This window comes from Massilia aurea (genome assembly GCF_024753205.1).
GTDB lineage: Bacteria > Pseudomonadota > Gammaproteobacteria > Burkholderiales > Burkholderiaceae_D > Telluria > Telluria aurea.
In genome coordinates this window covers 1,116,998-1,138,953 of the sequence record NZ_JANUGZ010000002.1, presented here as the reverse complement: position 1 = coordinate 1,138,953, position 21,956 = coordinate 1,116,998, and the positions used below count along the sequence as shown (strand labels likewise).

General features: G+C 64.5%; 22 protein-coding genes. 12 read left to right on the top strand and 10 right to left on the bottom strand.

Going from position 1 to position 21,956, the window contains the following annotated elements; genetic code table 11:
- The first annotated feature begins 149 nt into the window (after window positions 1–149).
- The 4 genes from pyrC to NX775_RS10600 are packed head-to-tail and all read left to right on the top strand — an operon-like array spanning window position 150 to window position 3,381.
- Window positions 150–1,199 carry a dihydroorotase gene (gene pyrC / locus NX775_RS10615; protein ID WP_258835964.1) on the top strand — a complete coding sequence of 350 codons (1,050 nt, stop codon included), beginning with the start codon at window positions 150–152 and terminating at the stop codon, window positions 1,197–1,199.
- A gap of 5 nt (window positions 1,200–1,204) precedes the next feature.
- Window positions 1,205–2,008: a DUF3025 domain-containing protein gene (locus NX775_RS10610; protein ID WP_258835963.1), complete on the top strand. Its 804-nt coding sequence runs from the start codon at window positions 1,205–1,207 to the stop codon at window positions 2,006–2,008.
- A 15-nt stretch (window positions 2,009–2,023) separates the two neighbouring features.
- Window positions 2,024–3,025 (top strand): Gfo/Idh/MocA family protein, encoded by a 1,002-nt coding sequence (locus tag NX775_RS10605; protein WP_258835962.1) that lies wholly within the window; start codon window positions 2,024–2,026, stop codon window positions 3,023–3,025.
- On the top strand, window positions 3,022–3,381 hold the full coding sequence (locus NX775_RS10600) for a glyoxalase superfamily protein (protein WP_258835961.1): 360 nt from the start codon (window positions 3,022–3,024) through the stop codon (window positions 3,379–3,381). Before NX775_RS10605 ends, NX775_RS10600 begins: the two co-directional genes overlap by 4 nt.
- A 32-nt stretch (window positions 3,382–3,413) precedes the next feature.
- Here the strand turns inward: NX775_RS10600 and NX775_RS10595 are convergent, their stop codons facing one another.
- The 3 genes from NX775_RS10595 to NX775_RS10585 all read right to left on the bottom strand — a co-directional run bounded on the left by NX775_RS10595 (window position 3,414) and on the right by NX775_RS10585 (window position 5,249).
- Window positions 3,414–3,845 (bottom strand): hypothetical protein, encoded by a 432-nt coding sequence (locus tag NX775_RS10595; protein WP_258835960.1) that lies wholly within the window; start codon window positions 3,843–3,845, stop codon window positions 3,414–3,416.
- Entirely contained in the window at window positions 3,775–4,416 is a 642-nt protein-coding gene (locus NX775_RS10590) for a nucleotidyltransferase domain-containing protein (protein WP_258835959.1), read from the bottom strand. Before NX775_RS10590 ends, NX775_RS10595 begins: the two co-directional genes overlap by 71 nt.
- A gap of 86 nt (window positions 4,417–4,502) precedes the next feature.
- A complete protein-coding gene (locus tag NX775_RS10585; protein ID WP_258835958.1) occupies window positions 4,503–5,249 on the bottom strand; it encodes a tetratricopeptide repeat protein in 747 nt (248 codons plus the stop codon).
- A gap of 209 nt (window positions 5,250–5,458) precedes the next feature.
- On the opposite strand from NX775_RS10585, the gene NX775_RS10580 reads away from it, so the two are divergent.
- Entirely contained in the window at window positions 5,459–6,202 is a 744-nt protein-coding gene (locus NX775_RS10580; RefSeq protein ID WP_258835957.1) for an NYN domain-containing protein, read from the top strand.
- On the opposite strand, the gene recG is transcribed toward NX775_RS10580, so the two are convergent.
- The gene (gene recG / locus NX775_RS10575) at window positions 6,199–8,259 is read right to left on the bottom strand and encodes an ATP-dependent DNA helicase RecG (RefSeq protein ID WP_258835956.1); all 2,061 of its coding nucleotides are present in this window, start codon (window positions 8,257–8,259) and stop codon (window positions 6,199–6,201) included. The two genes, NX775_RS10580 and recG, sit on opposite strands and share 4 nt — an antisense overlap.
- 118 nt (window positions 8,260–8,377) lie before the next feature.
- Between recG and queA the strand changes: the two genes are divergently transcribed.
- The 5 genes from queA (at window position 8,378) to secF (ending at window position 14,040) form a co-directional block, all read left to right on the top strand.
- Window positions 8,378–9,400, top strand: a complete 1,023-nt coding sequence (gene queA / locus NX775_RS10570; RefSeq protein WP_258835955.1) for a tRNA preQ1(34) S-adenosylmethionine ribosyltransferase-isomerase QueA — start codon at window positions 8,378–8,380, stop codon at window positions 9,398–9,400.
- 14 nt (window positions 9,401–9,414) lie between these two features.
- Window positions 9,415–10,554: a tRNA guanosine(34) transglycosylase Tgt gene (gene tgt, locus NX775_RS10565; protein WP_258835954.1), complete on the top strand. Its 1,140-nt coding sequence runs from the start codon at window positions 9,415–9,417 to the stop codon at window positions 10,552–10,554.
- Between the two features lie 180 nt (window positions 10,555–10,734).
- A complete protein-coding gene (yajC, locus tag NX775_RS10560; protein WP_183555984.1) occupies window positions 10,735–11,067 on the top strand; it encodes a preprotein translocase subunit YajC in 333 nt (110 codons plus the stop codon).
- A gap of 59 nt (window positions 11,068–11,126) precedes the next feature.
- On the top strand, window positions 11,127–13,001 hold the full coding sequence (secD, locus tag NX775_RS10555; RefSeq protein WP_258835953.1) for a protein translocase subunit SecD: 1,875 nt from the start codon (window positions 11,127–11,129) through the stop codon (window positions 12,999–13,001).
- Window positions 13,002–13,017: 16 nt separating this feature from the next.
- On the top strand, window positions 13,018–14,040 hold the full coding sequence (gene secF, locus NX775_RS10550) for a protein translocase subunit SecF (RefSeq protein ID WP_258835952.1): 1,023 nt from the start codon (window positions 13,018–13,020) through the stop codon (window positions 14,038–14,040).
- A 146-nt stretch (window positions 14,041–14,186) separates the two neighbouring features.
- On the opposite strand, the gene NX775_RS10545 is transcribed toward secF, so the two are convergent.
- Window positions 14,187–15,080 carry a LysR family transcriptional regulator gene (locus NX775_RS10545; RefSeq protein WP_258835951.1) on the bottom strand — a complete coding sequence of 298 codons (894 nt, stop codon included), beginning with the start codon at window positions 15,078–15,080 and terminating at the stop codon, window positions 14,187–14,189.
- A gap of 102 nt (window positions 15,081–15,182) precedes the next feature.
- Between NX775_RS10545 and NX775_RS10540 the strand changes: the two genes are divergently transcribed.
- Window positions 15,183–16,211 (top strand): zinc-dependent alcohol dehydrogenase family protein, encoded by a 1,029-nt coding sequence (locus tag NX775_RS10540; protein ID WP_258835950.1) that lies wholly within the window; start codon window positions 15,183–15,185, stop codon window positions 16,209–16,211.
- Window positions 16,212–16,215: 4 nt separating this feature from the next.
- Here NX775_RS10540 and NX775_RS10535 read toward each other — a convergent pair whose 3' ends face one another.
- From NX775_RS10535 to NX775_RS10515, 5 genes are all read right to left on the bottom strand, one after another.
- A complete protein-coding gene (locus tag NX775_RS10535) occupies window positions 16,216–18,060 on the bottom strand; it encodes a glycoside hydrolase family 15 protein (RefSeq protein WP_258835949.1) in 1,845 nt (614 codons plus the stop codon).
- Window positions 18,053–18,850: a 3-oxoacyl-ACP reductase FabG gene (gene fabG / locus NX775_RS10530; RefSeq protein ID WP_183555990.1), complete on the bottom strand. Its 798-nt coding sequence runs from the start codon at window positions 18,848–18,850 to the stop codon at window positions 18,053–18,055. Before fabG ends, NX775_RS10535 begins: the two co-directional genes overlap by 8 nt.
- A gap of 263 nt (window positions 18,851–19,113) precedes the next feature.
- On the bottom strand, window positions 19,114–19,947 hold the full coding sequence (locus NX775_RS10525) for an HDOD domain-containing protein (RefSeq protein ID WP_258835948.1): 834 nt from the start codon (window positions 19,945–19,947) through the stop codon (window positions 19,114–19,116).
- 92 nt (window positions 19,948–20,039) lie between these two features.
- Window positions 20,040–20,321 carry a hypothetical protein gene (locus tag NX775_RS10520; protein ID WP_183555992.1) on the bottom strand — a complete coding sequence of 94 codons (282 nt, stop codon included), beginning with the start codon at window positions 20,319–20,321 and terminating at the stop codon, window positions 20,040–20,042.
- A complete protein-coding gene (locus NX775_RS10515) occupies window positions 20,318–20,746 on the bottom strand; it encodes a MarR family winged helix-turn-helix transcriptional regulator (protein ID WP_258835947.1) in 429 nt (142 codons plus the stop codon). Before NX775_RS10515 ends, NX775_RS10520 begins: the two co-directional genes overlap by 4 nt.
- A 225-nt stretch (window positions 20,747–20,971) precedes the next feature.
- On the opposite strand from NX775_RS10515, the gene NX775_RS10510 reads away from it, so the two are divergent.
- Window positions 20,972–21,910, top strand: coding sequence for a GlxA family transcriptional regulator (locus NX775_RS10510; RefSeq protein ID WP_258835946.1), 939 nt, complete (start codon window positions 20,972–20,974; stop codon window positions 21,908–21,910).
- The last annotated feature ends 46 nt before the right edge of the window (window positions 21,911–21,956 follow it).

Sequence of the window (21,956 nt, the reverse complement as noted above, 5' to 3'; positions counted from 1 at the left end):
TATGGCAAGTTCCGCAGTATCCTAGGGGCTGTTAGTGCTGTCAAGCATGCAGTCGCGTGTGGCGTATGTCGGCTGTCGTGCCACGTTGCGCGGTGATCCACGGCGCCCCGGCACAGGTAAAATACGCCATCCGTTTTCCGAGAGCCGCCATGTCCACCATCGAAATCCCCGACACCATCACCATCACCCGTCCCGACGACTGGCACCTGCACCTGCGCGACGGCGCGGCCATGGCCAGCGTGCTGCCGCACAGCGCGCGCCAGTTCGCGCGTGCGATCGTGATGCCGAACCTGCGCCCGCCCGTCACCACCACGGCGATGGCGCTGGACTACCGCGCCCGCATCCTGGCCGCGCTGCCCGAGGGCGTGCAGTTCGAGCCCCTGATGACGCTGTACCTGACCGACAACACCAACCCGGACGAGATCCGCCGCGCGCAAGATACGGGCTTCATCCACGCCGTCAAGCTGTACCCAGCGGGCGCCACGACCAATTCCGACGCCGGCGTGACTGACCTGACCAAGTGCTACAAGACGCTCGAAGTGATGCAGGAAATCGGCATGCCGCTGCTGGTGCACGGCGAAGTCACCAATAGCGACATCGACCTGTTCGACCGCGAAGCCGTGTTCATCGAGCGCGTCATGCGCCCGCTGCGCCGCGACATGCCGGCCCTGCCGGTCGTGTTCGAGCACATCACCACCAGGAATGCGGCCCAGTACGTGGCCGAAGCCGAAGGCCCGATCGCCGCCACCATCACCGCGCACCACCTGCTGTACAACCGCAATGAGCTGTTCAAGGGCGGCATCCGCCCGGACTTCTACTGCCTGCCTGTACTCAAGCGCGAGGAACACCGCCTGGCGCTGGTCACCGCCGCCACCAGCGGCGACGAGCGCTTCTTCCTGGGCACCGACTCGGCCCCGCACGCGGTGCACACCAAGTACGCGGCCTGCGGCTGCGCGGGCTGCTACACGGCGCTGCACGCGATGGAGATGTATACCGAAGCCTTCGCCCAGGCCGGCGCGCTCGACCAGCTGGAGGCATTCGCCAGCTTCAACGGCCCGGCGTTCTACAACCTGCCGCGCAACGAGGGCACGATCACGCTCAAGCGCGAAGCCTGGACGCTGCCCCAATCGGTGCCGATGGCCGAGCACCAGCTGGTACCGCTCAACGCGGGCGAGACCATCAACTGGAAGATGCTGTAACACCGATGCTGCCGCCGATCGACTGGGCGCAGCCGTGGTACGACACGGTGCGCCCGGCCTTCGAGCGCGCCGCGCCGCCGCCCGACGGCTTCATCGACGCCTTCAATGTGGCCGCATGCGCGCTCGATTTGCGCAACGGCGCCGGCCAGCCGTTGCGTTTCGTGCCGCAAGCGAGCCTGCCCGACGGCATGGCGTACGAGGCTTTCATCGGCGCGACGGGGCAGGTGCCCACGCGCGACAATCTGCACGACTTTTTCAATGCGCTGGTGTGGCAGACGTTCCCGGGTATCAAGCGCGCCCTGAACACGCTGCAGGCGGCGCAGATCGCGCAGGCCGGCGTGGGCAAGTCGCGCGGACCGGCGCGTGACGCCGCCACGATCTTCGACGAGAACGCAGCGCTGCTGGTGGTGCGGGGTACGGCTGCCGGGCGCGCGCTGGTCGACGACCTGCGTGCACATCGCTGGCTCGAAGCGCTGTACGATCAGCGCGCGATGTTCGGCCGCGACGCCGAGGTCTGGCTGTTCGGCCACGCGCTGATGGAGAAGCTGGTCACGCCGCGCAAGGCGATCACCGCGCATACGCGCGTCGTATTCGTGGACGACACTTACTTTCTACTCGCGCCGGCTGCGCGCCGCGCCTGGATCGACCGCGAAGTGGCCGCTGCCCTGGCTGGCGAAGGCCTGGCGGGCAATGGCGCTACATCGGGCTTCACACCGCTGCAGGTGCTGGGCGTGCCGGGCTGGTGGCCCGGGCAGGACGCCGATTTTTATCGTGATACCACCGTGTTCCGTCCACGCCGGACGGACTAACCAAGGAGAATGTGCATGGCTGAAGCGGTACGTTGGGGAATCCTCGGCACGGGCAAGATTGCCCATGCCTTTGCCACTGCACTCAAGGATGTGCCGGGCGCGGTGCTGGCCGGCGTGGCATCACGCAGCCAGGAAACGGCCGATGCGTTCGGCCGCGAATTCGGCGCGCTGGCTAGCTACGGCTCGTACGACGCACTGGTGGCAAATCCGGACATCGACCTGGTCTACATCGGCACGCCGCACCCGCAGCACGTCGAGAATGCATCGATGGCCCTGCGCGCCGGCAAAGGCGTGTTGTGCGAAAAGCCGTTCACGATGAACCTGCGCGAAGCCGAGCAGGTCGTCACACTCGCGCGCTCGAAGCGCCTGTTCCTGATGGAAGCAATGTGGACGCGCTACCTGCCCGCCTACCAGGAAGTCCAGCGCATCCTGGCGTCCGGCGAAATCGGCACGCCGCGCCAGGTGGTGGCCGACTTCGGGTTCGCCGCCACGTTCGGCCCAGAGCACCGCGTCTTCAATCCCGAGCTGGGCGGCGGCGCACTGCTCGACCTGGGCATCTATCCCTTGTCGATCGCCGCGGGCCTGCTTGGCCCGGTGTCGGAAATCCGCGCCCAGGCCGAAATGGGCCCGACGGGTGTCGACGTGCAGACGGGCTTCACGCTCAAGCACGAAGGCGGCGGCATGTCGGTCTGCAGCTGCTCGCTGCTGGCGCGCACGCCGGCCGAACTGACGGTGGCGGGCGAGCGTGGCCACGTGCGCATGAACACGCGCTTCCACTGCGCGACGTCGGTCACGGTCACGCTCGACGACGGCACCTCGCGCACGATCGACACGCCGTATCTGGGCAACGGCTACGTGCACGAAGCCATTGAGGCGCAGCGCTGCTGGCAAGCCGGCTTGCTGGAAAGCCCGGTGATGACGCAGCGTGAAACGCTGGCGCTGATGGGCGTGATGGACGAGATCCGCCGGCAGATCGGCTTGCGTTACGACGCGGACCGCGTACGCCCGCCAGCATGATGCTTGGCGCCGTCACGCCGATCCTGCGTATCTTCGACGAAGCGAAGGCCAGGCAGTTCTATGTCGACTACCTCGGCTTCAGGGTCGACTGGGAACACCGCTTCGCGCCCGACCTGCCGCTGTACCTGCAGATCGCGCGTGACGGGTGCGTGCTGCACCTGAGCGAACATCATGGCGATTGCTGTCCTGGTGCGGCGCTGCGGATCGCCGTTGACGATATCGATGCGCTGCATGCCGAGCTGACGGGCAGGGCGTACGGTTATGCGCGCCCTTCAATCGAAGATACGCCTTGGGGAGCGCGCGAGCTGACCGTGCGTGACCCGTTTGGGAATCGCCTGACGTTTTTCATTTCGTAGAATTCCCGGCATCGCAGGTGTCAGAATCAACGTCATGATCCCTTCTGCAATGCATGTACTGCCGCGATCAACGCAGCGGCAGCGTCAATCAGTTCCTCGACGAAGCCCTGTGTGACGTCAAGATCGCCCTCGTACTCGGCAAGATTGCGTTTCTTGTGCGCTTGATCGAGTAGCAGCCATTGCGTCGGTGCGTAGCCCAATGTGTGTTCGAGGGACTGAAAGACCAGATAGCGGTTCTCGCTGCGGTAGCCATGCGTTCTCAAGGCCGACAATGCGGCCGCGTGCGCGGCATTGTAGGCCAGGTCAAAGCGGCTCTCGAGCGACAGGATGGGTTGCCGGGCATCCTGCAAACGTACTGTCGCCGAGCGTAACAAGCCGGCGCTCTCGCGAGCGTCAGGCGGCTCTGCCTTCAACTTGCCGATCCGGGCCAGGTTCGCCAGCGCTGCCGATTCGGGAAATGTCATGCTCGTTTCCTTTGACGAAGACTTTAGGCTGCTCCAGCACGCGAATGATAAACGACTTGCCAACCTGTACGCGTTGCGAAAATTCGGCCGCTGTATAGAGCGTCGGATTGACGACGCGGCCCAGCAGAGCATGCGTTGGCAGCAGTAGTTCGAGTAACTGGACGTTTGATGGCAGTGATCCAATCACCATTAGATCAACATCGCTGCCTGCATGTTCCGTGCCCTTGGCCAAAGAACCGTAAATAAACGCTACCTCGATTAGAGGCCACAATGGGATGAGCGCATTGCGCAGCACGTCGGCCACGCCGAACGTTTTCATGACGATGCCGCGCAGTTCCTCGTAGATTGGCGCGTCCGGGTTTGCCTGATAATGCTTTTGGTTTCCGATCTTCTGCACCGTCACGAGGTGTGACGCTTGCAGACGCGCCAGCTCCCGTTGTACGGCACCTGAACCGGACTGCGCCAGTTCGATAATTTCATTCGCGTAAAAAGAACGATGCGGTTGGCCGAACAATACCGCCAGCACGCGTTGCTGTGTTTTAGTGAAAAGCGCTTCGGCATAAGTACCCATAGAGGGAATGATAGTACCCAAATAAGGTATTGTCAAAGTCGCGGCTGAATAGACGGTTCATTCAATGGTGCACCAGGAGGCAAGTGTCACGTTGGTACAGTCGCCGCATCCAGCCGTCTGAACAATTCTCGATGCAGGTCCCGCGTGTGCTTTTCCATGTGCTTGCGCGCATGCGCAATCTCTTGCAGCTCGCGCTGTGCCACATCGTTCTTGCCGTTGGCGATGGCCCACAGCGCCAGTTCGACGCGCGCATCGATACTACCGAAGCGCTCCACCACTGACTCGAACTGCACGCCGGCTTCAAGCTGCTGATTGTTCGCGGCATACGCGCGGCCCAGTGCCAGCCCGACTTCATCGGCGCGAAAGCCCGGCTGCCGGTCTTGCAGCGACGCGAGCAGCGCAATTGCGGGCGCCGGCTGGCCATGCGCCGCATTGGCGCGCGCGGCGCCCAGGATCACTTCCGGATCACCCGCAAACGGCCCGCGCAGGCAGGCATCGTAATGCTGAACCGCTTCATCGGACTGGCCCGCACCCAGCAGCGCGGCGGCCAGACGCATCTGGTTGTGGGCTGTCGGCGTCAGGTCGAACGCTCGCCGCGCTTCACGCACGTCGCGCCCCGGATCGATGGTTTTCTGCAGCGCGCGGGTGGCGATGCGGCCCTGGCGCTGAAGGCGCGACGCGGGCAGGTACTCAGCCACGAAATAGGCCAGGCTGCCCAGGACCGGGAACGAAAACAGGATCAGCAGCCAGTACATCTGGCGCCCGTTGCGCAGTGCATGGACCGCGAAGAACAGCGCGATCAGAAAGTGCAGTCCGAGTCCGACGATAGGCATGCCAGGTTCCGTATTGAATGGTGAATGAGAGGCGCCACTGCCCCGGGCAGGGCATTGCAACTCAGCCAAGATAGCCGCAAACAGGGAGCAAATTTCTAACGGATTGTCACAGTGCATTTGTACAACAAGGTAAGCGCTCAGACGGGAAATGCCACCCGTCCGTCATCAATATCCTGCTAGAGTTAAGTTGTTGCCTAACGGGAATTCTCATGTCTGCAGAACGGAATGTTGCGGTACTGGTCGATTGCGAAAATGCGCAAAGCGCCGTGCTCGATCAGGCGATGCAGCATGCATCAACCCTCGGGCGTGTGGTGCTGCGGCGCGGTTATGGCAATGCGGCTTCGCTGACCAACAAGTGGCAGGAAGCGCTGATCCGTCACGGCTTTGCGCCGTGCCTGCAATTCCAGTATGTGGGCGGGAAGAACACGGCCGATATCGCGCTGGCGCTGGATGCGCTGGAAATGCTGCTCGACGGGCGCGCCAACCAGTTCGTGATCGTGACGAGCGACTCGGATTTTGTTGGCTTGTGCCGCAAATTGCAGGAGCGCGGGGGTGGCGTGCATGTATTTGGCGAGCAGAAAACGCCTGCGGCCTTGCGTCATGCGTGCGACCGGTTTCATGAAGCGGCTTCAGTGGTAGTGCAGGTCGTTGAACCACCTCGTGTGGCAGCAGTTGTGATGGACGACAAGGTCGTCGCGCCTGTCAGGCGCAGGCCAAGATTCGTCGTGGAGGCAGTGCGTCTGTTAGCCGATTCGGCTTCCGATGGCAGGGTCGATCTTGGGGCGCTGGGCAATCATCTGCGCCAAGTACGCCCCGGGTTCAGCCACACGGCGAACGGTTACAAAAGCCTGCGCACGATGCTGGATGCCTATGATCTGCTATGCGTCCATCAGAGTGATCAAGGGCACTGTCGGGTAGGGCTGGCATCTACCGCCATCCTGCCTGCCGTCTAAACCTTCAAGAACTCCTCACGCCCACCCAGCCAGCGCGCCAGGTGCGCATCGACGACGGCCATCTTCTCGGGTGTTTCGCCCTCGAGCAGCCACTGCGCCACGTCGCGTGCCCGGTCGACCATCCACTGATCGATTTCCAGGTCGGCAAAGCGCAGCATCGCCTGTCCTGACTGGCGCGCGCCCAAAAACTCACCGGGCCCGCGAATCTCCAGGTCACGCCGCGCGATCTCGAAGCCGTCCGTCGTCTCGCGCATCGTCAACAGGCGCTGCTTGGCCACCTGGCCCAGCGGCGACTGGTATAGCAGCAGGCATACCGACGCTGCCGAGCCGCGACCCACGCGCCCTCGCAGCTGGTGCAGCTGCGACAGGCCGAACCGCTCCGCATGCTCGATCACCATCAGCGATGCATTCGGCACGTCCACGCCCACCTCGATCACGGTCGTCGCCACCAGCACATGCACCTGGCCCGCCGTGAACGCGTCCATCACTTCCTGCTTCTCGGCCGGCTTCATGCGGCCATGCACCAGCCCTACCTGCAGGTCGGGTAGCGATTCGGCCAGCGTTTCGTAGGTCTCGGTCGCAGTCTGCAATTGCAGCGCTTCGGATTCCTCGATCAGCGGGCAGACCCAGTACACCTGGCGGCCTTCGAGCGCCGCGGCGTACACGCGCTCGACCACTTCGTCGCGGCGGTTCTGGTCGATGGCGCGCGTGACGATCGGGCTGCGGCCCGGCGGCAGTTCGTCGATCACCGAGACTTCGAGGTCGGCGTAGTACGTCATCGCCAGCGTGCGCGGGATCGGCGTGGCCGACATCATCAGCTGGTGCGGTACCAGGCCATCGCTTCCCTTGTTGCGCAGCGTGAGGCGCTGGCCGACGCCGAAGCGGTGCTGTTCGTCGACGATCACCAGGCCCAGTTTCGCGAACTGCACCGAGTCCTGGATCAGCGCGTGCGTGCCGATCACCAGGTTCGCCGCACCCGATTCGATCAACGCGTTCGATGCCGCCTTGTCCTTTTTCTTCAGGCTGCCGGTCAGCCACGCGACTTTCACGCCAAGGGGCTCCATCCACGCCGCGATTTTGCGAAAGTGCTGCTCGGCCAGGATCTCGGTTGGCGCCATCAGGGCCGCCTGGTAGCCGCTGTCGATCGCCTGCGCGGCGGCCAGCGCCGACACCACCGTCTTGCCGCTGCCGACGTCGCCCTGCAGCAAGCGCTGCATCGGATAGCCAGCGCGCAGATCGGCGCGGATCTCTTCGACCACGCGCTGCTGCGCACCGGTCAGCGCAAACGGCAGGCCGGCGAGGAAGCCTTCGGACAACTGGCCCACCGCGCGCAGTGGCGGCGCGCCTTTTTCGCGGCGCGCACGCTGCGCGCGTTTCAGCGACAACTGCTGCGCCAGCAGTTCGTCGAACTTCATGCGGTCCCAGGCCGGGTGCGAGCGCTCGATCAGCGCGTGCTCGTCGACATCCGCCGGCGGGTAGTGCAGGAGCTTGACGGCCGGCTCGAAGTCCATCAGGTCCATGCGCTTGCGGATCGCTGGCGGCACGGTGTCGGCCCAGTCGATGCGCTTCATCGCATCGGCGATCGCGCGCCGCAGCACCGTTTGCGACAGGCCTTCGCCAGCCGGGTACACGGGCGTGAGCGAGGCGGGCAGGGGCGCGCCTTCGTTGACGACCTTGTAGCCCGGGTGGACCATCTCGGCGCCAAAGAAGCCGTGTTTGAGTTCGCCCCGCGCGCGGATGCGCACGCCTTCGGCCATCTGCTTGACCTGGCTGCCATAGAAATTCATGAAGCGCAGCAGCAGGTCGCCCGATGCATCGGCGATCGTGACGAGCAGCTGGCGGCGCGGCTTGAATGAGATCTCGTTCTTGGTCACGATGCCTTCGACCTGCCAGGTCTGGCCGCCGCGCATGCAGGCATCCCGGATCGTGATGATCTGGGTCTCGTCCTCGTAGCGCAGCGGCAGGTGCAGCACCAGGTCCATGTCGGTGCGCAGGCCAAGGCGGGCGAGCTTGCTTTCGAGCGTTTTTGGGGGCGTTGTGGTTTTAGGGGCGGGCATATTGCGGCAAAGTGGCGCTTGCTGACGTAAAATAGAAGGTTCGCCGTATGCGCTTCAAGCCTCTATTGTAAAGCTGGCAGCATTGATTTGCCGAGATTTGCCCAACCAATTGAACATCATGTATTCGCTATCCGATTTCGACTTCGACCTGCCCCCCGAGCGCATTGCGCAATTGCCGCTGCCGGACCGCAGCGCGTCGCGCCTGCTGCACCTCGATGGCGGCCAGATCATCGACCGCCAGTTCGCCGACATCGTCGACCAATTGCAGGCGGGCGACCTGCTCGTGATGAACAACACCCGCGTGCTCAAGGCGCGCTTCTTCGGCGTCAAGGAGTCCGGCGGCCAGGTCGAGGTGCTGGTCGAGCGCGTGCTCGACAACCGTACCGTGCTAGCGCAGGTCCGCGCGTCGAAGTCGCCCAAGCCGGGTAATCGCATTCGCCTGGCCGACGCTTTCGATGTGACGGCAGGCGAGCGCGCCGGCGAATTCTTCACGCTGCACTTTGAAGGCGATGTGTTCGACCTGATCGAAGCGCATGGCCGGCTGCCGCTGCCGCCGTACATCGAGCACACTGCCGACGAATTCGACGAGCAGCGTTATCAGACGGTGTACTCGAAAGAGCCAGGCGCCGTGGCCGCGCCCACGGCCGGCCTGCACTTCGACCAGCCGCTGCTCGACCGCCTGGCCGCAAAAGGCGTGAACTTCGCCTACGTCACGCTGCACGTGGGCGCCGGCACCTTCCAGCCGGTGCGGGTCGAAGACCTCAGCGAACACAAGATGCACACCGAGTGGTACACGATCGCGCAAGAGACGGTGGACGCGGTGCGCGCCACCCGGGCCGCAGGCCGCGACGTGATTGCCGTCGGTACGACGAGCCTACGCGCGCTGGAATCGGCCTCGCAAAGCGGCGAGCTGGTCGCCGGCAGCGCCGACACGGCCCTGTTCATCACGCCCGGCTACACCTTTAAAACGGTCACGCGCCTGGTGACCAACTTCCACCTGCCCAAGTCGACGCTCCTGATGCTGGTGTCGGCCTTTGCCGGCTACGCGCCGATCCGCGCTGCCTACGCGCACGCGATTGCCAATGAATACCGCTTCTTCAGCTATGGCGACGCCATGCTCTTGAGCACTACCTCACGATAAGTCCAGAGAACACAATGCTCGAATTTACCCTGCTCAAAAAAGACACCAGCGGCCTGTCGCACGCCCGCCGTGGCCGTCTCAAGCTCAACCACGGCACCATCGAAACCCCGATCTTCATGCCGGTCGGCACCTATGGCTCGGTCAAGGCGATGGACCCGATCGAACTGAAGGACGTCGGCTCGCAGATCATCCTGGGCAATACCTTCCACCTGTGGCTGCGCCCGGGCGTGGACGTAATGAACAAGTTCGGCGGCTTGCACAAGTTCATGGGCTGGGATGGCCCGATCCTGACCGACTCGGGCGGCTTCCAGGTGTTTTCGCTGGGCGCGATGCGCAAGATCACGGAAGAGGGCGTCAAATTCGCCTCGCCGATCGATGGCTCGAAACTGTTCCTGTCGCCGGAAATCTCGATGCAGATCCAGCGCGCGCTCAATTCGGACATCGTCATGCAGTTCGACGAATGCACGCCGTATGAAATCGACGGCCGCCCGGCCACCGCTGACGAAGCGGCGAAATCGATGCGCATGTCGCTGCGCTGGGCCCAGCGCTCGATGAACGAGTTCAATGCCGGCGGCAACCCGAACGCGCTGTTCGGCATCGTCCAAGGCGGCATGTACGAGCACCTGCGCGACGAGTCGCTCGCTGGTCTGGAAGACATCAACTTCCCGGGCCTGGCCATTGGCGGCCTGTCGGTCGGTGAGCCGAAGGAAGACATGAAGCGCATCCTGGCCCACGTCGGCCCGCGCCTGCCCGAGAACAAGCCGCACTACCTGATGGGCGTGGGCACGCCGGAAGACCTGGTCGATGGCGTGGCCAACGGCGTGGACATGTTCGACTGCGTAATGCCCACCCGGAACGCCCGCAACGGCTGGCTGTTTACGCGCTTTGGCGACGTCAAGATCAAGAATGCGCGCTATAAAGAAGAGATGGCGCCGCTCGACGAGAGCTGCACCTGCTACTGCTGCCAGAATTTCTCGCGCGCCTACCTGCACCATCTGCACCGCTCGAACGAAATCCTGGGCGCGCGCCTGAACACGATCCACAACCTGCATTACTACCTGAATCTGATGCAGGAAATGCGCGACGCGATCGATGCCGACGGCTTCCAGGCGTTTCGCGTCAAGTTCGCGGCCGACCGCGCACGCGGCGTGTAAGCACTTGCTTACCCTGCGGCCCCGATCTTGCGGTATTGACGGTCGGGGCTGCATGCGATATCGACCGGTTTGTCTTGCAATACCTGAAAGCAAGACGACATACTGCCGGATATGGTTTGCGGCTTCTGGCCGATGCTAGAATACACCGCTTATTTTTTTAACTTCACCATCGGAGTTCTTGTGTTCATTTCCAACGCGTACGCGCAAACTGCCCCTGTCGCCGACGCCGGCATCATGGGTAGCCTGACGACCTTCCTGCCGCTGATCCTGATGTTCGTGGTCATGTATTTCCTGATGATCCGTCCTCAGCAGAAACGCCAGAAAGAGGCGAAAGCCATGATGGACGCACTGGCCAAGGGCGACGAAGTCGTGACCGCCGGCGGTATCGTCGGCCGTGTTTCGAAAGTGGCCGAAGCCTATGTGACGCTGGAAGTTGCCGTCGGCACCGAAATCACCGTGCAAAAGAATTCGGTGACCACGCTGCTGCCAAAAGGCACGCTCAAAGCCCTGTAAGCCTTAGCTGTGCGCTGTGCGGGGCAACCCGCACTGCCTAACCTGAACGCCGGAACACTATGAATCGCTATCCCGTCTGGAAATACTTACTGATCGTCATTGCGCTGCTGCTGGGCGCCTTGTACACGGCACCGAACTACTTCGGCGAAACGCCGGCGTTGCAGGTCACATCAGGCCGTTCTACCCTGAATATCACGAGTGCCTCCACCACCGTGGTCGCGGATGCGCTCAAGCGTGCCGGCATTCCATCCACCGGTATTACCCTCGAAGGCACGGGCCACACCACTTCGGTGCGCGCGCGCTTCGCCGGTACCGAAGAGCAGTTCAAGGCCAAGCTGGCCCTCGAACGCGAACTGAACCGCGACCCTGCCAATCCCGATTACATCGTCACCGTCAACCTGGTGAAGAACACCCCGGCCTGGATGACGGCCATTGGCGCAGCGCCGATGAGCCTGGGTCTGGACTTGCGCGGCGGCGTGCACTTCCTGCTGCAGGTCGACACCAAGGCGGTCCTCGACAACAAGGTCAAGGCCCTGCAGTCGAGCGTGCGCAGCAACCTGCGTGACAAGAACGTGCGCCACAGCGGCATCGAGCGCGTGCGCGACACCATCGAGGTGCGCTTCCGCGACGCTGCCACCCGCAGCAACGCGCGCAATGTGCTGGCCGCGCAGTCGAGCGAGCTGGCCTTTGCCGATGCCGCCGATGGCGCCGACATGAAGCTGGTCGTGAGCCTGAAGCCTGAAGCCATCAAGCGCTCGGTCGAAGACGGCATCAAGCAGAACATCATGACGCTGTCCAAGCGCATCAATGAACTGGGCACCACCGAGCCGATCATCCAGCAGCAGGGCGCCGACCGCATCGTGGTCCAGCTGCCAGGCGTGCAGGACGTCGCGCGCGCGAAAGACATCATCGGCCGCACCGCCACCCTCGAACTGCGCATGGTCGACACCACCGTGACCCCGGGCACCGAGCTGTCGGCGGCGATTCCGCTGAACTCCGAACTGTTCACCGAAGGCCGCGGCGCACCGATCGTCGTCTCGCGCGACATCATCCTGACCGGCGAATCGATTTCGAGCGCCACCGCCAGCTTCGACCAGAACCAGCAGCCTGCCGTCTCGCTCGACCTGAACGGCGACGGCGGCCGCCGTATCCGCCTGGCCACGCGTGAAAACGTCGGCAAGCGCATGGCGATCCTGCTGAAAGAAAAGGGCGTCTACAACGTGCTGTCGGCCCCGACCATCCAGAGCGAACTGGGTTCGAGCTTCCAGATCACCAATATGGGCACCTCGCAGGACGCCAACGAGCTGGCACTGCTGCTGCGCTCGGGCGCGCTGTCGGCGCCGATGGAATTCGTCGAAGAACGCGTGATCGGCCCGCAACTGGGCGCCGAGAACATCGAGCGCGGCCTACACTCAACGATCTGGGGCTTCGTGGCAATCGCGATCTTCATGATCATCTACTACCACCTGTTCGGCGTGTTCTCGGCGCTGGCGCTGGCGGCCAACGTGCTGTTCCTGCTGGCCCTGCTGTCGATCCTGCAGATCACGCTGACCCTGCCGGGTATCGCGGCAATCGCGCTGGCACTGGGCGTGGCAATTGACTCGAACGTGCTGGTGAACGAACGTATCCGTGAAGAGCTGCGAGCCGGCGCGACGCCGCAGGCGGCGATTTCGGCCGGTTCCAAGCACGCCTGGGACACCATCGTCGACTCCAACGTGACCACCCTGATCGTCGGCCTGGCGCTGCTGATCTTCGGTTCCGGTCCGGTGCGCGGCTTCGCCGTGGTCCACTGCCTGGGCATCCTGACCTCGATGTTCTCGGCCGTGGTCGTGGCGCGCGGTTTCGCCAACCTGTGGTACGGCCGCCAGAAGAAGCTGACGAAGATTTCGATCGGCACGGTCTGGCAGCCTGGCATGACGCCTAACAAGAAGTAAGCACCGGGATACGACAATGGAATTTTTCAAGATCAAACGGGACATCCCGTTCATGCGCCACGCGCTGGTCCTCAATGCGATCTCGGTGATCACATTCGTGGCGGCGGTGTTTTTCCTGATCACCAAGCCCCTGAACTTCTCGGTGGAGTTCACGGGCGGCACGGTGATGGAGCTGCTGTATCCGAAGGCGGCGGACCAGGAAAAGATCCGCAACACGCTGCGCGGCATGGGCTATTCGCACCCTGAGGTGGCCAGCTTCGGCACCGCGCAGGACATCATGCTGCGCCTGCCGATCGTCGCGGGCGCGCCAGCGGCGAGCAGCTCGACGGCCGTGTTCAACGCGATTTGCCGCGACGATCAGGGCACGACCAAGCAGACGCAAACGACGACCGACAAGGGTGAAGTGCTCAACCGCACCAGCTGCGTCGCGCCAGGCGGGCAAGAGTTGATTAGCCTGCAGCAAGTGCAGTTCGTCGGTCCGTCGGTCGGTGACGAGCTGGCCCAAAACGGCCTGAACGCACTGCTGATGGTCATTCTGGGTATTGTGGTCTACCTGGCGATCCGCTTCGAATGGAAATTCGCCGTCGCCGCCGTGATCGCCAACCTGCACGACGTGGTCATCATTCTGGGCTTCTTCGCGTTCTTCCAGTGGGAATTCTCGCTGACGGTGCTGGCTGCAACGCTGGCGGTGCTGGGCTACTCGGTCAACGAGTCGGTCGTCATCTTCGACCGGATCCGCGAGATGTTCCGCAAGCAGCGCCGCATGAGCGTGCCGGAAGTGATCGATCACGCGATCACCAGCACGATCTCGCGCACGATCATCACGCACGGCTCGACGCTGATGATGGTCATGTCGATGCTGTTCTTCGGCGGCTACGCGCTGCACTACTTCGCGATCGCGCTGGCCATCGGTATCTGCTTTGGTATCTACTCGTCGGTGTTCGTGGCGGCGGCCGTGGCGATGTGGCTGGGCGTCAAGCGTGAAGACCTGATCAAGCCGGTCAAAGAGAAAGACGATACCGACGGCGCCGTCGTCTGACCGATTGCACGATTGCGGTTTTGTGTGTGTCAACGCACGGAGCCGCGATGTGCCCGTATTTATAGTGGAACTGTCTCTTTCAGGACATCCCTAGTTTTGGACTTCACCCGCCCCGGCAACGGCGCGGGTTTTTTTTTGCCCTGTCGCTAAGCGTGGTCGGCTGCAAATTGCTGCTGCAAAAAGGCAATGAACAAGCGCACCCGCTGCGGCGCCTGGCGTCCGTAGGCATGCAGCGCGTGTACCTCCAGCCCTGGCATTGGCAAGTGCGGCAGCACGATGTCGAGGCGGCCGGCGGCCAGATCGTCCGCCACGGCGATCCTGGCTAGCTGGGCAATACCGGCGCCTGCCAGCGCGGCCTGGCGCAATACGACCCCATCGTTGGTGTCGAACGGACCGTCCGGCACCAGGCTGCTGCCGTCGGCCCAGGTCCAGGGGAAGGGGCCGGCCGGCGTCAGGTAGCGCAGGCAGGCGTGCTCGGCCAGGTCCGCCCGTTCGGCCGGTTGCCCGCGCCGCGCCAGGTAAGCGGGCGCGGCGACGAGCACCGGCTGCAGCGTCGTCAAGCGGCGCGCCGTCAGTCGGTTGTCCAGCAGGGCGCCAACGCGGATCGCCACGTCATACCCCTCGCGAATCAGGTCGACCTGGCGGTCGGCAATCCCCAGTTCGAGCTTGAGCCGGGGATGCGCGCGCGCGAAACGCTCGGCCCAGCCGGCAAACACGGTACGGCCCAGGTCACTCGGCGCCGCCACGCGCAGCAGGCCGCTCACATCATCCGGCGTGCGCAGCGCCTGTTCGGCATCGGCCAGCGCCTGGATCAGTGGCGCCACCCGCTCGAAATACAGCGCGCCTTCGGCTGTCAGCGCCAGCGTGCGTGTCGAGCGCTGGATCAGCCGCACACCGAGCCGCGCTTCCAGCCGCGCCACGCTTTTTGATACCGCGGAGGGACTCGCGCCCAGCAGGCGCGCAGCGTCGCTGAACGACCCGGTCTCGATCGTGCGAACAAATGCAGCCAGGCCGGCGGAGGTATCGACAATCGCAGTCATTCAAGAACTTTCGGCATAAATCATGTGATGTTTTTGGGGCTAATTATCCGGGATATCCGGAATTACCATGGCAGCCATCTCATTTGCTCTAAAGGTTATCTCATGCTTCCAACCACGATGCGCCATTGGCGCCTGGCCGCGCCCGGCCGCGACAACCTGACACTGGCAAGCGCGCCGGTGCCCCGGCCTGCTCCGGGCGAGGTCCTGATCAGCGTCGGTGCGGTGGCGCTGAATTACCGCGACCTGCTGGCGATTGATGCTGGCATGGGCATTCCGCCCGTGTTTCCGCTGACCCCGGGCTCGGATCTGTGCGGCGTCGTCGTTGCGGTCGGGGAGGGCGCCCGGCGCCTGCAGCCGGGCCAGCGCGTGATCTCGACCTTCGAGGCGGGCTGGTTTGATGGCTTGCCTGCGGGGACTGCGCGCCATCCGCCCGCCCATACGCTCGGGGGCGCGGCGCCCGGTGTGCTGGCCGAGTATGTGGCGCTGCCGGAAGACTGGTTCGTGACGGCGCCCGAACGCCTGGACGATGCGCAGGCCAGCACGCTGCCGGTGGCTGGCCTGACCGCCTGGAGCGCGCTAGTGGAACACGGGCAGCTGCACGCCGGCCAGACGGTGCTGATCCAGGGCACGGGCGGGGTCTCGCTGTTTGCCTTGCAACTGGCGGTGGCGCATGGCGCGACGGCGATCGTGACCTCGTCCAGCGACGCCAAGCTCGACCGGGCCAGGGCGCTGGGTGCGGCCCACCTGATCAATTATGCGCGCGAGGACTGGGTCGAGGCGGTGTACCGCATCACCGGCGAGCGGGGCGTCGATCATGTGCTCGAGATGGTCGGTGGCGCGCACCTGGACCGCGCGCTGCATGCGGTGGCGGTGCAGGGGCGGATTTCGCTGATCGGCGTGTTCGACGGTTTTACCTTCTCGGGCTCGTCCGGCCTGATGCTGCGCAAGCAGGTCACGCTGCAGGGGATCAGCGTCGGCCACCGGCGCGCGCTCGAAGCGCTGGTGCGCGCGGTGGACCGCACCGGCATCGCGCCCGTGATCGACCGGCGCTACCCGCTGGCGGCGCTGCCGGAGGCGCTGGCGCACCTGGCGGCAGGCCCGTTCGGAAAGATCGTGATCGAGATGGCTTAAGCGATCACAACTGCCACGGATGGTTGTTCCTGCCATCGAGCGCGCTGTCGAGATACGTGGCAGCGCTGATCAGGGCCAGGTGCGTGAACGCCTGCGGGAAGTTACCGAGCAGCTCGGCCTTGCCGGTGAACTCCTCCGCGTACAGCCCGACGTGGTTGCCGTAGGCGAGCAGCTTTTCCATATTGTTGTGCGCCTGTTCCAGGCGGCCGGCGCGCGCCAGGCATTCCACGTACCAGAACGAGCAGGCCGCGAACGCGCCTTCCTCGCCCTCGAGGCCATCGTCGCGGTCGTAGCGCAGCACCAGCGCGTCGTCGCCCAGCTGGTCGCCGATGGCGTCGAGCGTGGCCAGCCACTGCGGGTCGGTCGAGCCGATGAAGCGCACCAGCGGCATCATCAGCATCGCGCCATCGAGGTCGGTAGAGCCCTTGCTGCGCACGAAGTGGCCCAGTTCCTTGTTCCAGAACGTGGCCCAGATGTAGTTGGAGATGTCGTTGCGCGCCGCGATCCAGCGGTCGAACGGGGCGGTCAGCGAGCGCTTGCTGGCCAGGCGGACTGCCCGGTCGACCGCCACCCAGCACATGAGTTGCGAGTGCAGGTGCTCGCGCGGCGCTTCACGGCCTTCCCAGATGCCGGCGTCAGGCCGGCGCCAGTTGTCGCACACGAAGCCGACCACGTGACAGACGCCGAGCCAGTCGGCGTGCGAGATCGCTTCGCCGTACTTGTTGCTCAGGTACACCGCGTCGAGGAGGGCGCCGAAGATATCGAGCTGCAGCTGGGTCGCGGCGTCGTTGCCGATTCGGACCGGCTGCGAGCCGGCATAACCGGCCAGGTGATCCAGATCGACTTCGGCCTGCACTTCCCCGCCGTCGAGCGCGTACATGATGCGCAGCTGGCCATCGTCCGGCCCATGGTTGGGCCGCTCGGCCGACCAGCGCGTGAACGCCTTGGCTTCGTCGGTGTAGCCAAGCCGCATCAGCGCATACACGGTGAACGACGCATCGCGGATCCAGGTCGAGCGGTAATCCCAGTTGCGCGAGCCGCCCAGCACCTCGGGCAGGCCGAAGGTGGCGGCAGCGACCATCGAACCATGACGGCGCGATGTCATCAGCTTGAGCACCAGTGCCGAACGCGTGACGTCCTCGCGCCAGCGGCCCTTGTAGGTCGAGCGCCGGGCCCAGTTGCGCCAGTGCGCGACGACGTCAACCACCAGCGTATCGCGCGCCGCCTGGTCGAGCGGCGGGTCGCCTTCTTCGTCCATGACGATGTCGATCGACTCGCCTGCCTTCAGCACGAAGGTGGCGCCGGCGCCGCCTTTGACGTCAGTGAAGTCGACCGGCGCGCACAGGCGCAGCGACGGCGCGCCGGCGGCGGAAAACACCACCTGGCCCTGCGTGATGCTGACCTCGGGCTGCAGCCGCGCGTAGTCAAAGCGCGGCTGGCAATCGAGCCGCATGCACACGTCGCCCTTCGTGACCTGCACGCGGCGCAGCAGGCGCGCCGCGCCGTGGCCGATTTCTTCGGGACCGGCCATCAGGTCGGTGACCTGGACACTGGCCTCGTCACTGAGCCACTGCGTGAGCAGGACGTTGGTGTCGGGCAGGTAGGTCTGCACGACGCGCGCATCCGCCATCTGCGGGGCGAGCGTGAAATGACCGCCCTTGTCCGGGTCGAGCAGGGCGGCGAATATGCTGGGGCTGTCGAAGTCGGGCCAGCACAAAAAGTCGATCGTGCCGTCGGTGGCGACAAGCGCCATCGTGGCCAGGTTGCCGATCGCGCCGTGATCGGCGATAGGCCTTGGTGGCGGCGTGGCCGGTGGATTGGGCGCCTGGTTGCTTGAGCGTTCAACCATTGTCTTCGAAGCCCGGATACAGCGTCATGCCGCCATCGACATACACCGTGGTGCCGGTCATGTAGTCGGCCAGGTCGGATGCCATGAACAGCGCCAGCGCCGCGACGTCTTCCACATCGCCGATACGGCCGTACGGGATCAGCTTGAGCAGCTTGTCGGCCGCCGCGCCTTCGGTGGCCTCGGCATTGATCGGCGTGCGGATCGCGCCCGGGGCGATGGCGTTGACGCGGATGCGGTCGGGCGCCACTTCCTGCGCCAGGGAGCGCATCAGCATGCCGATGCCGCCTTTGGACGCGGCATAGTTGACGTGGCCCGCCCAAGGAATGATCTCGTGCACGGAGCTCATGCACAGGATGGCGCCGTTGGCGCGCATGCGGCCACGGTTGCCCTGCTCGCGAAAGCGCCGGATCGCCGCGCGCGTGCACAGGAACTGGCCGGTGAGGTTGACGTCGATGACGGCTTGCCAATCTTTCAGCGTCATCTCGGCGATCGGGGCGTCTTTCTGGATGCCCGAGTTGGAGACCAGAATATCGATGCCGCCGAACGCCTTGACGGTTTCGTCGAACAGGCGCGTGACGTCGTCTTCGTGCCCGACATTGGCCTGGACCGCCACGGCGCGGCCACCGGCACCCGTGATCTGCGCGACGACTTCTTCGGCCTTGTCGCGGCTGCTATTGTAGTTGACGACGACCTGGGCGCCGGCCTCGGCGAACGCGAGACTGATGCCGCGGCCGATGCCGGAATCGCCACCGGTGACGAGCACCACCTGGTCTTGCAAGCTGATTTTCATGGGATTCTCCAGAAGGTCGGGGCGCACAGCTGCGTACGCCAGTGATTGGCGTGACCTTAGCAGAAAGCGGGGATGCGACCGGCATGCCAGGGGTGGCAATGGCGTGTGGAAAAACGAGCACGGAATCCGCGTGAAAAGATGGCGCGAGTGTGAGTCAGCGCACCGAGTGCGCACCCCGCGAGACATAAGATCGGGCTGTCTCTTTCAGGACATCCCTAGTTTTGGACTTTGGCCCGCTCCTCACCGAGCGGGCATTTTTTTGCCTACAGCAGCGCCGAGGTCAGGCTCTTGACCTCTTCGCCCGACTCCGCCAATACACCCTTGAGCGTGCCGTGGCCGAACACGAAGTCGATGGTGGCTGCGGCCGCATAGGTCGTGGCGCCCACGGGCGCGAACAGCGGCGACGGGAACGGCGACAGGTCATTGGCCAGCAGCAGTGTGTCACCGAGGGTTTCGGGCGGCAGCGCGCGCATGCCGTCCCACAATGCTTCGATGGCGCTCATCACGGGCGTCGGCACGGCCAGCTGGTGCAGCACGCCGCGACCGATGGCTGCTTCGCCGTGGTCGAGCCAGGCCTCCAAATTGTCGTCCAGCAGCCCCGGCATCGCTTCCGCGCGCGACAGCAGGTAAAAGCCGCCGACCTCGTGCACGATGCCGGCGAACAGCGCGGTTTCAGGGTCGACGAACGAGACGCGGCGCGCGATCACCTGGGCCAGTGCGGCCACGTGGGCGGAGTGGGTCCACAGCTGGTCGGCCTTCTTGCGCAGGCCCGGGTCGCGGATTTCGCTGGCCAGCTGGCGCACGATGACGGACGCGGCCAGCGCGCCCAGCGTGCGAAAGCCCACCCGTTGCACCGCGGCGGGCACGCTCGTGACGTCGTTGCCGGAGCGGTTATAGGCGACCGAGTTGGCGATCGCCACCGTGCGCGCGGCCAGTAGCGGTTCGGCCTGCACGAGGCGGGCGGCGGCGTCGATATGGCAGTCGGGTTCGCTCAACGCCCGCTGCAACTTGAGCGATGCGTGAACGCTGGTGGGGAACGTGAGTTCGCCCCGGCTGGCTTCAGCAGCAATGCTGTCGAGGGAGGAGAGTTGGTCCATCAAAAAATTATACCCCCAACCCATCAGAACGCGACCAAATATATTGCTCTAGAGAACCACCGGCAATGGCCTGTGGTGTCCCTGCGACCGGATTACGCTTCGCTGAAGATGGCGTCGCAGCCTTCTTTTGGCTCTTCGGTGTTTTCCAGCTCGTCGGCCAGGCCCAGGTCGAACAGTTCTTCGACGGCGTTCATGTAGCTGTTGAGCTTGGTAGCGCCGATGAGGCGGTAGATTTCGCCGGCTTCGTTGCGCACACCGATCAGCATCGGTTCTTGCTGGACTTCATCCAGGGGGGCGACGTCGAGCAGGATGTTGCCGATGATGTGCTTGTCGAAATGGGCGGGCTTCTTGTCGTCGATGAGGGCGGTTTTCAAGGCGTTTCCTTCAGGTGGGGTGGTGATGGCAGGGGACCGTTGCCGTGGCTGGCGATGCGGGTGCGCAGCAGCGTCAGGGCGGTTTCGAGCGTGGCGAAGTCGGTGTCGCTGTAAGCGTGGAATAATTCCTTGCCGCGTGCGATCACGAGCGGGAATACATCGCAGAATACCTGTTCGCCAGCCGGCGTGAGGCGCACGAAGAACGAGCGCTTGTCGTCGCAGCTGCGCTCGCGCAGTACCAGGCCCTTGTGCTCCAGGCGCTCGATGACGCCGGTGAGCGTGCCCTTGGTGATCAGGGTGCGCTCGCCCAGCTCCTTGTAGCTCATGCCGCTCGTGTTGCCGAGCGTGGCGATGATATCGAACTGCGCATGCGTCAAGCCATTCTGGCGCACGGCGTCGCCCGAGACGCGCTCGAAACTCTGCATGCACTCGGCCAGCAGTCGGACGCTTTTTAGATATCGTTCCCCCATGGGCCGGGATTATAGCCGCCCGCTGCCTTGCCGGTAGCACCACGCGTCCACCGATACGCAATATTACCGGGCAGGCGGCCACAGTCCCGTTGCGCGAATGTTCTCCGGTATGATGTACGCCCATGTCGTTTGCACAGGCCTGTGGCCGTTTCCTTTTCGTGACCCTGACCATCCGCCGCGATGCAGCCTGACCTGTCCCTGCTGACCCAGGAGCGGCTGCTGCGCGTGCTCTTGGTCAATGCCGGCGAGCCGGACGCGCTGACCTGGTCCGGGCTGTACCAGCCGCTGCGGCTGGCTGCCAAGGTGCTTGGGCCCGAGCGTCTGCACGTCGACGTGCGCAGTCCCGACAAATTCATGGGCGACGCCCAGCGTCACTGGCACCTCGTGCTGCTGGTGGCCGACGAGGCCGAAGCAGCGCTGCGTCCGGCCAATCTGCGCGCGCTGGTCGAGCGCTGCCGCGCCGCGCCGTTCTGGGGCGGCGTCGGCGCCGGCGTGCTGTGGCTGGCCGATGCCGGCGTCCTGCAGGGCGTGCGCACCGCGCTGCCGTGGGCGCTGTACCCTGACGTCAATGCCCAGGCCGAGCAGGCCCTGCTCACTCCCAACCTGTACGAATTCGACGCCAACCGCCTCACCTGCTGCGGCGGCGCGGCCAGTATCGACTTCGCGCTGACGCTGGTCGATCTGCTGTTTGGCGCGACCGTCCAGGCACAGGTGAAAGAAACCCTCTGCATCGACCGCGTACGCGGCCCGGACGAGCGCCAGCGCGTGGCGCTGCAGGCCCGCTTCGGCGCGCTGCAACCGAAACTGTCCGAGGCGGTGGCGCTGATGGAAGCCAATATCGAAGAGCCGCTGTCCACCGACGAGATCGCGCAGCTGGCCGGTATTTCGCGGCGCCAGCTCGAGCGCCTGTTCAAACAATACCTGGGCAGCCTGCCATCGCGCTACTACCTCGAACTGCGCCTGCGCCGCTCGCGCCAGCTCCTGCTCGACACCAATCACTCGATCGTCCAGGTGGGGCTGATGTGCGGATTTTCGTCCGGCTCGCACTTTTCGACGGCGTTCGGGGCCCTGTTCGGCAATACGCCGCGCGAAGAGCGGCAGCGGAAGCTGGCGCAATAGCGCCGTCCGGTAGCGTCAAAAATGAAAATGCCTGTCGCACTTCTAA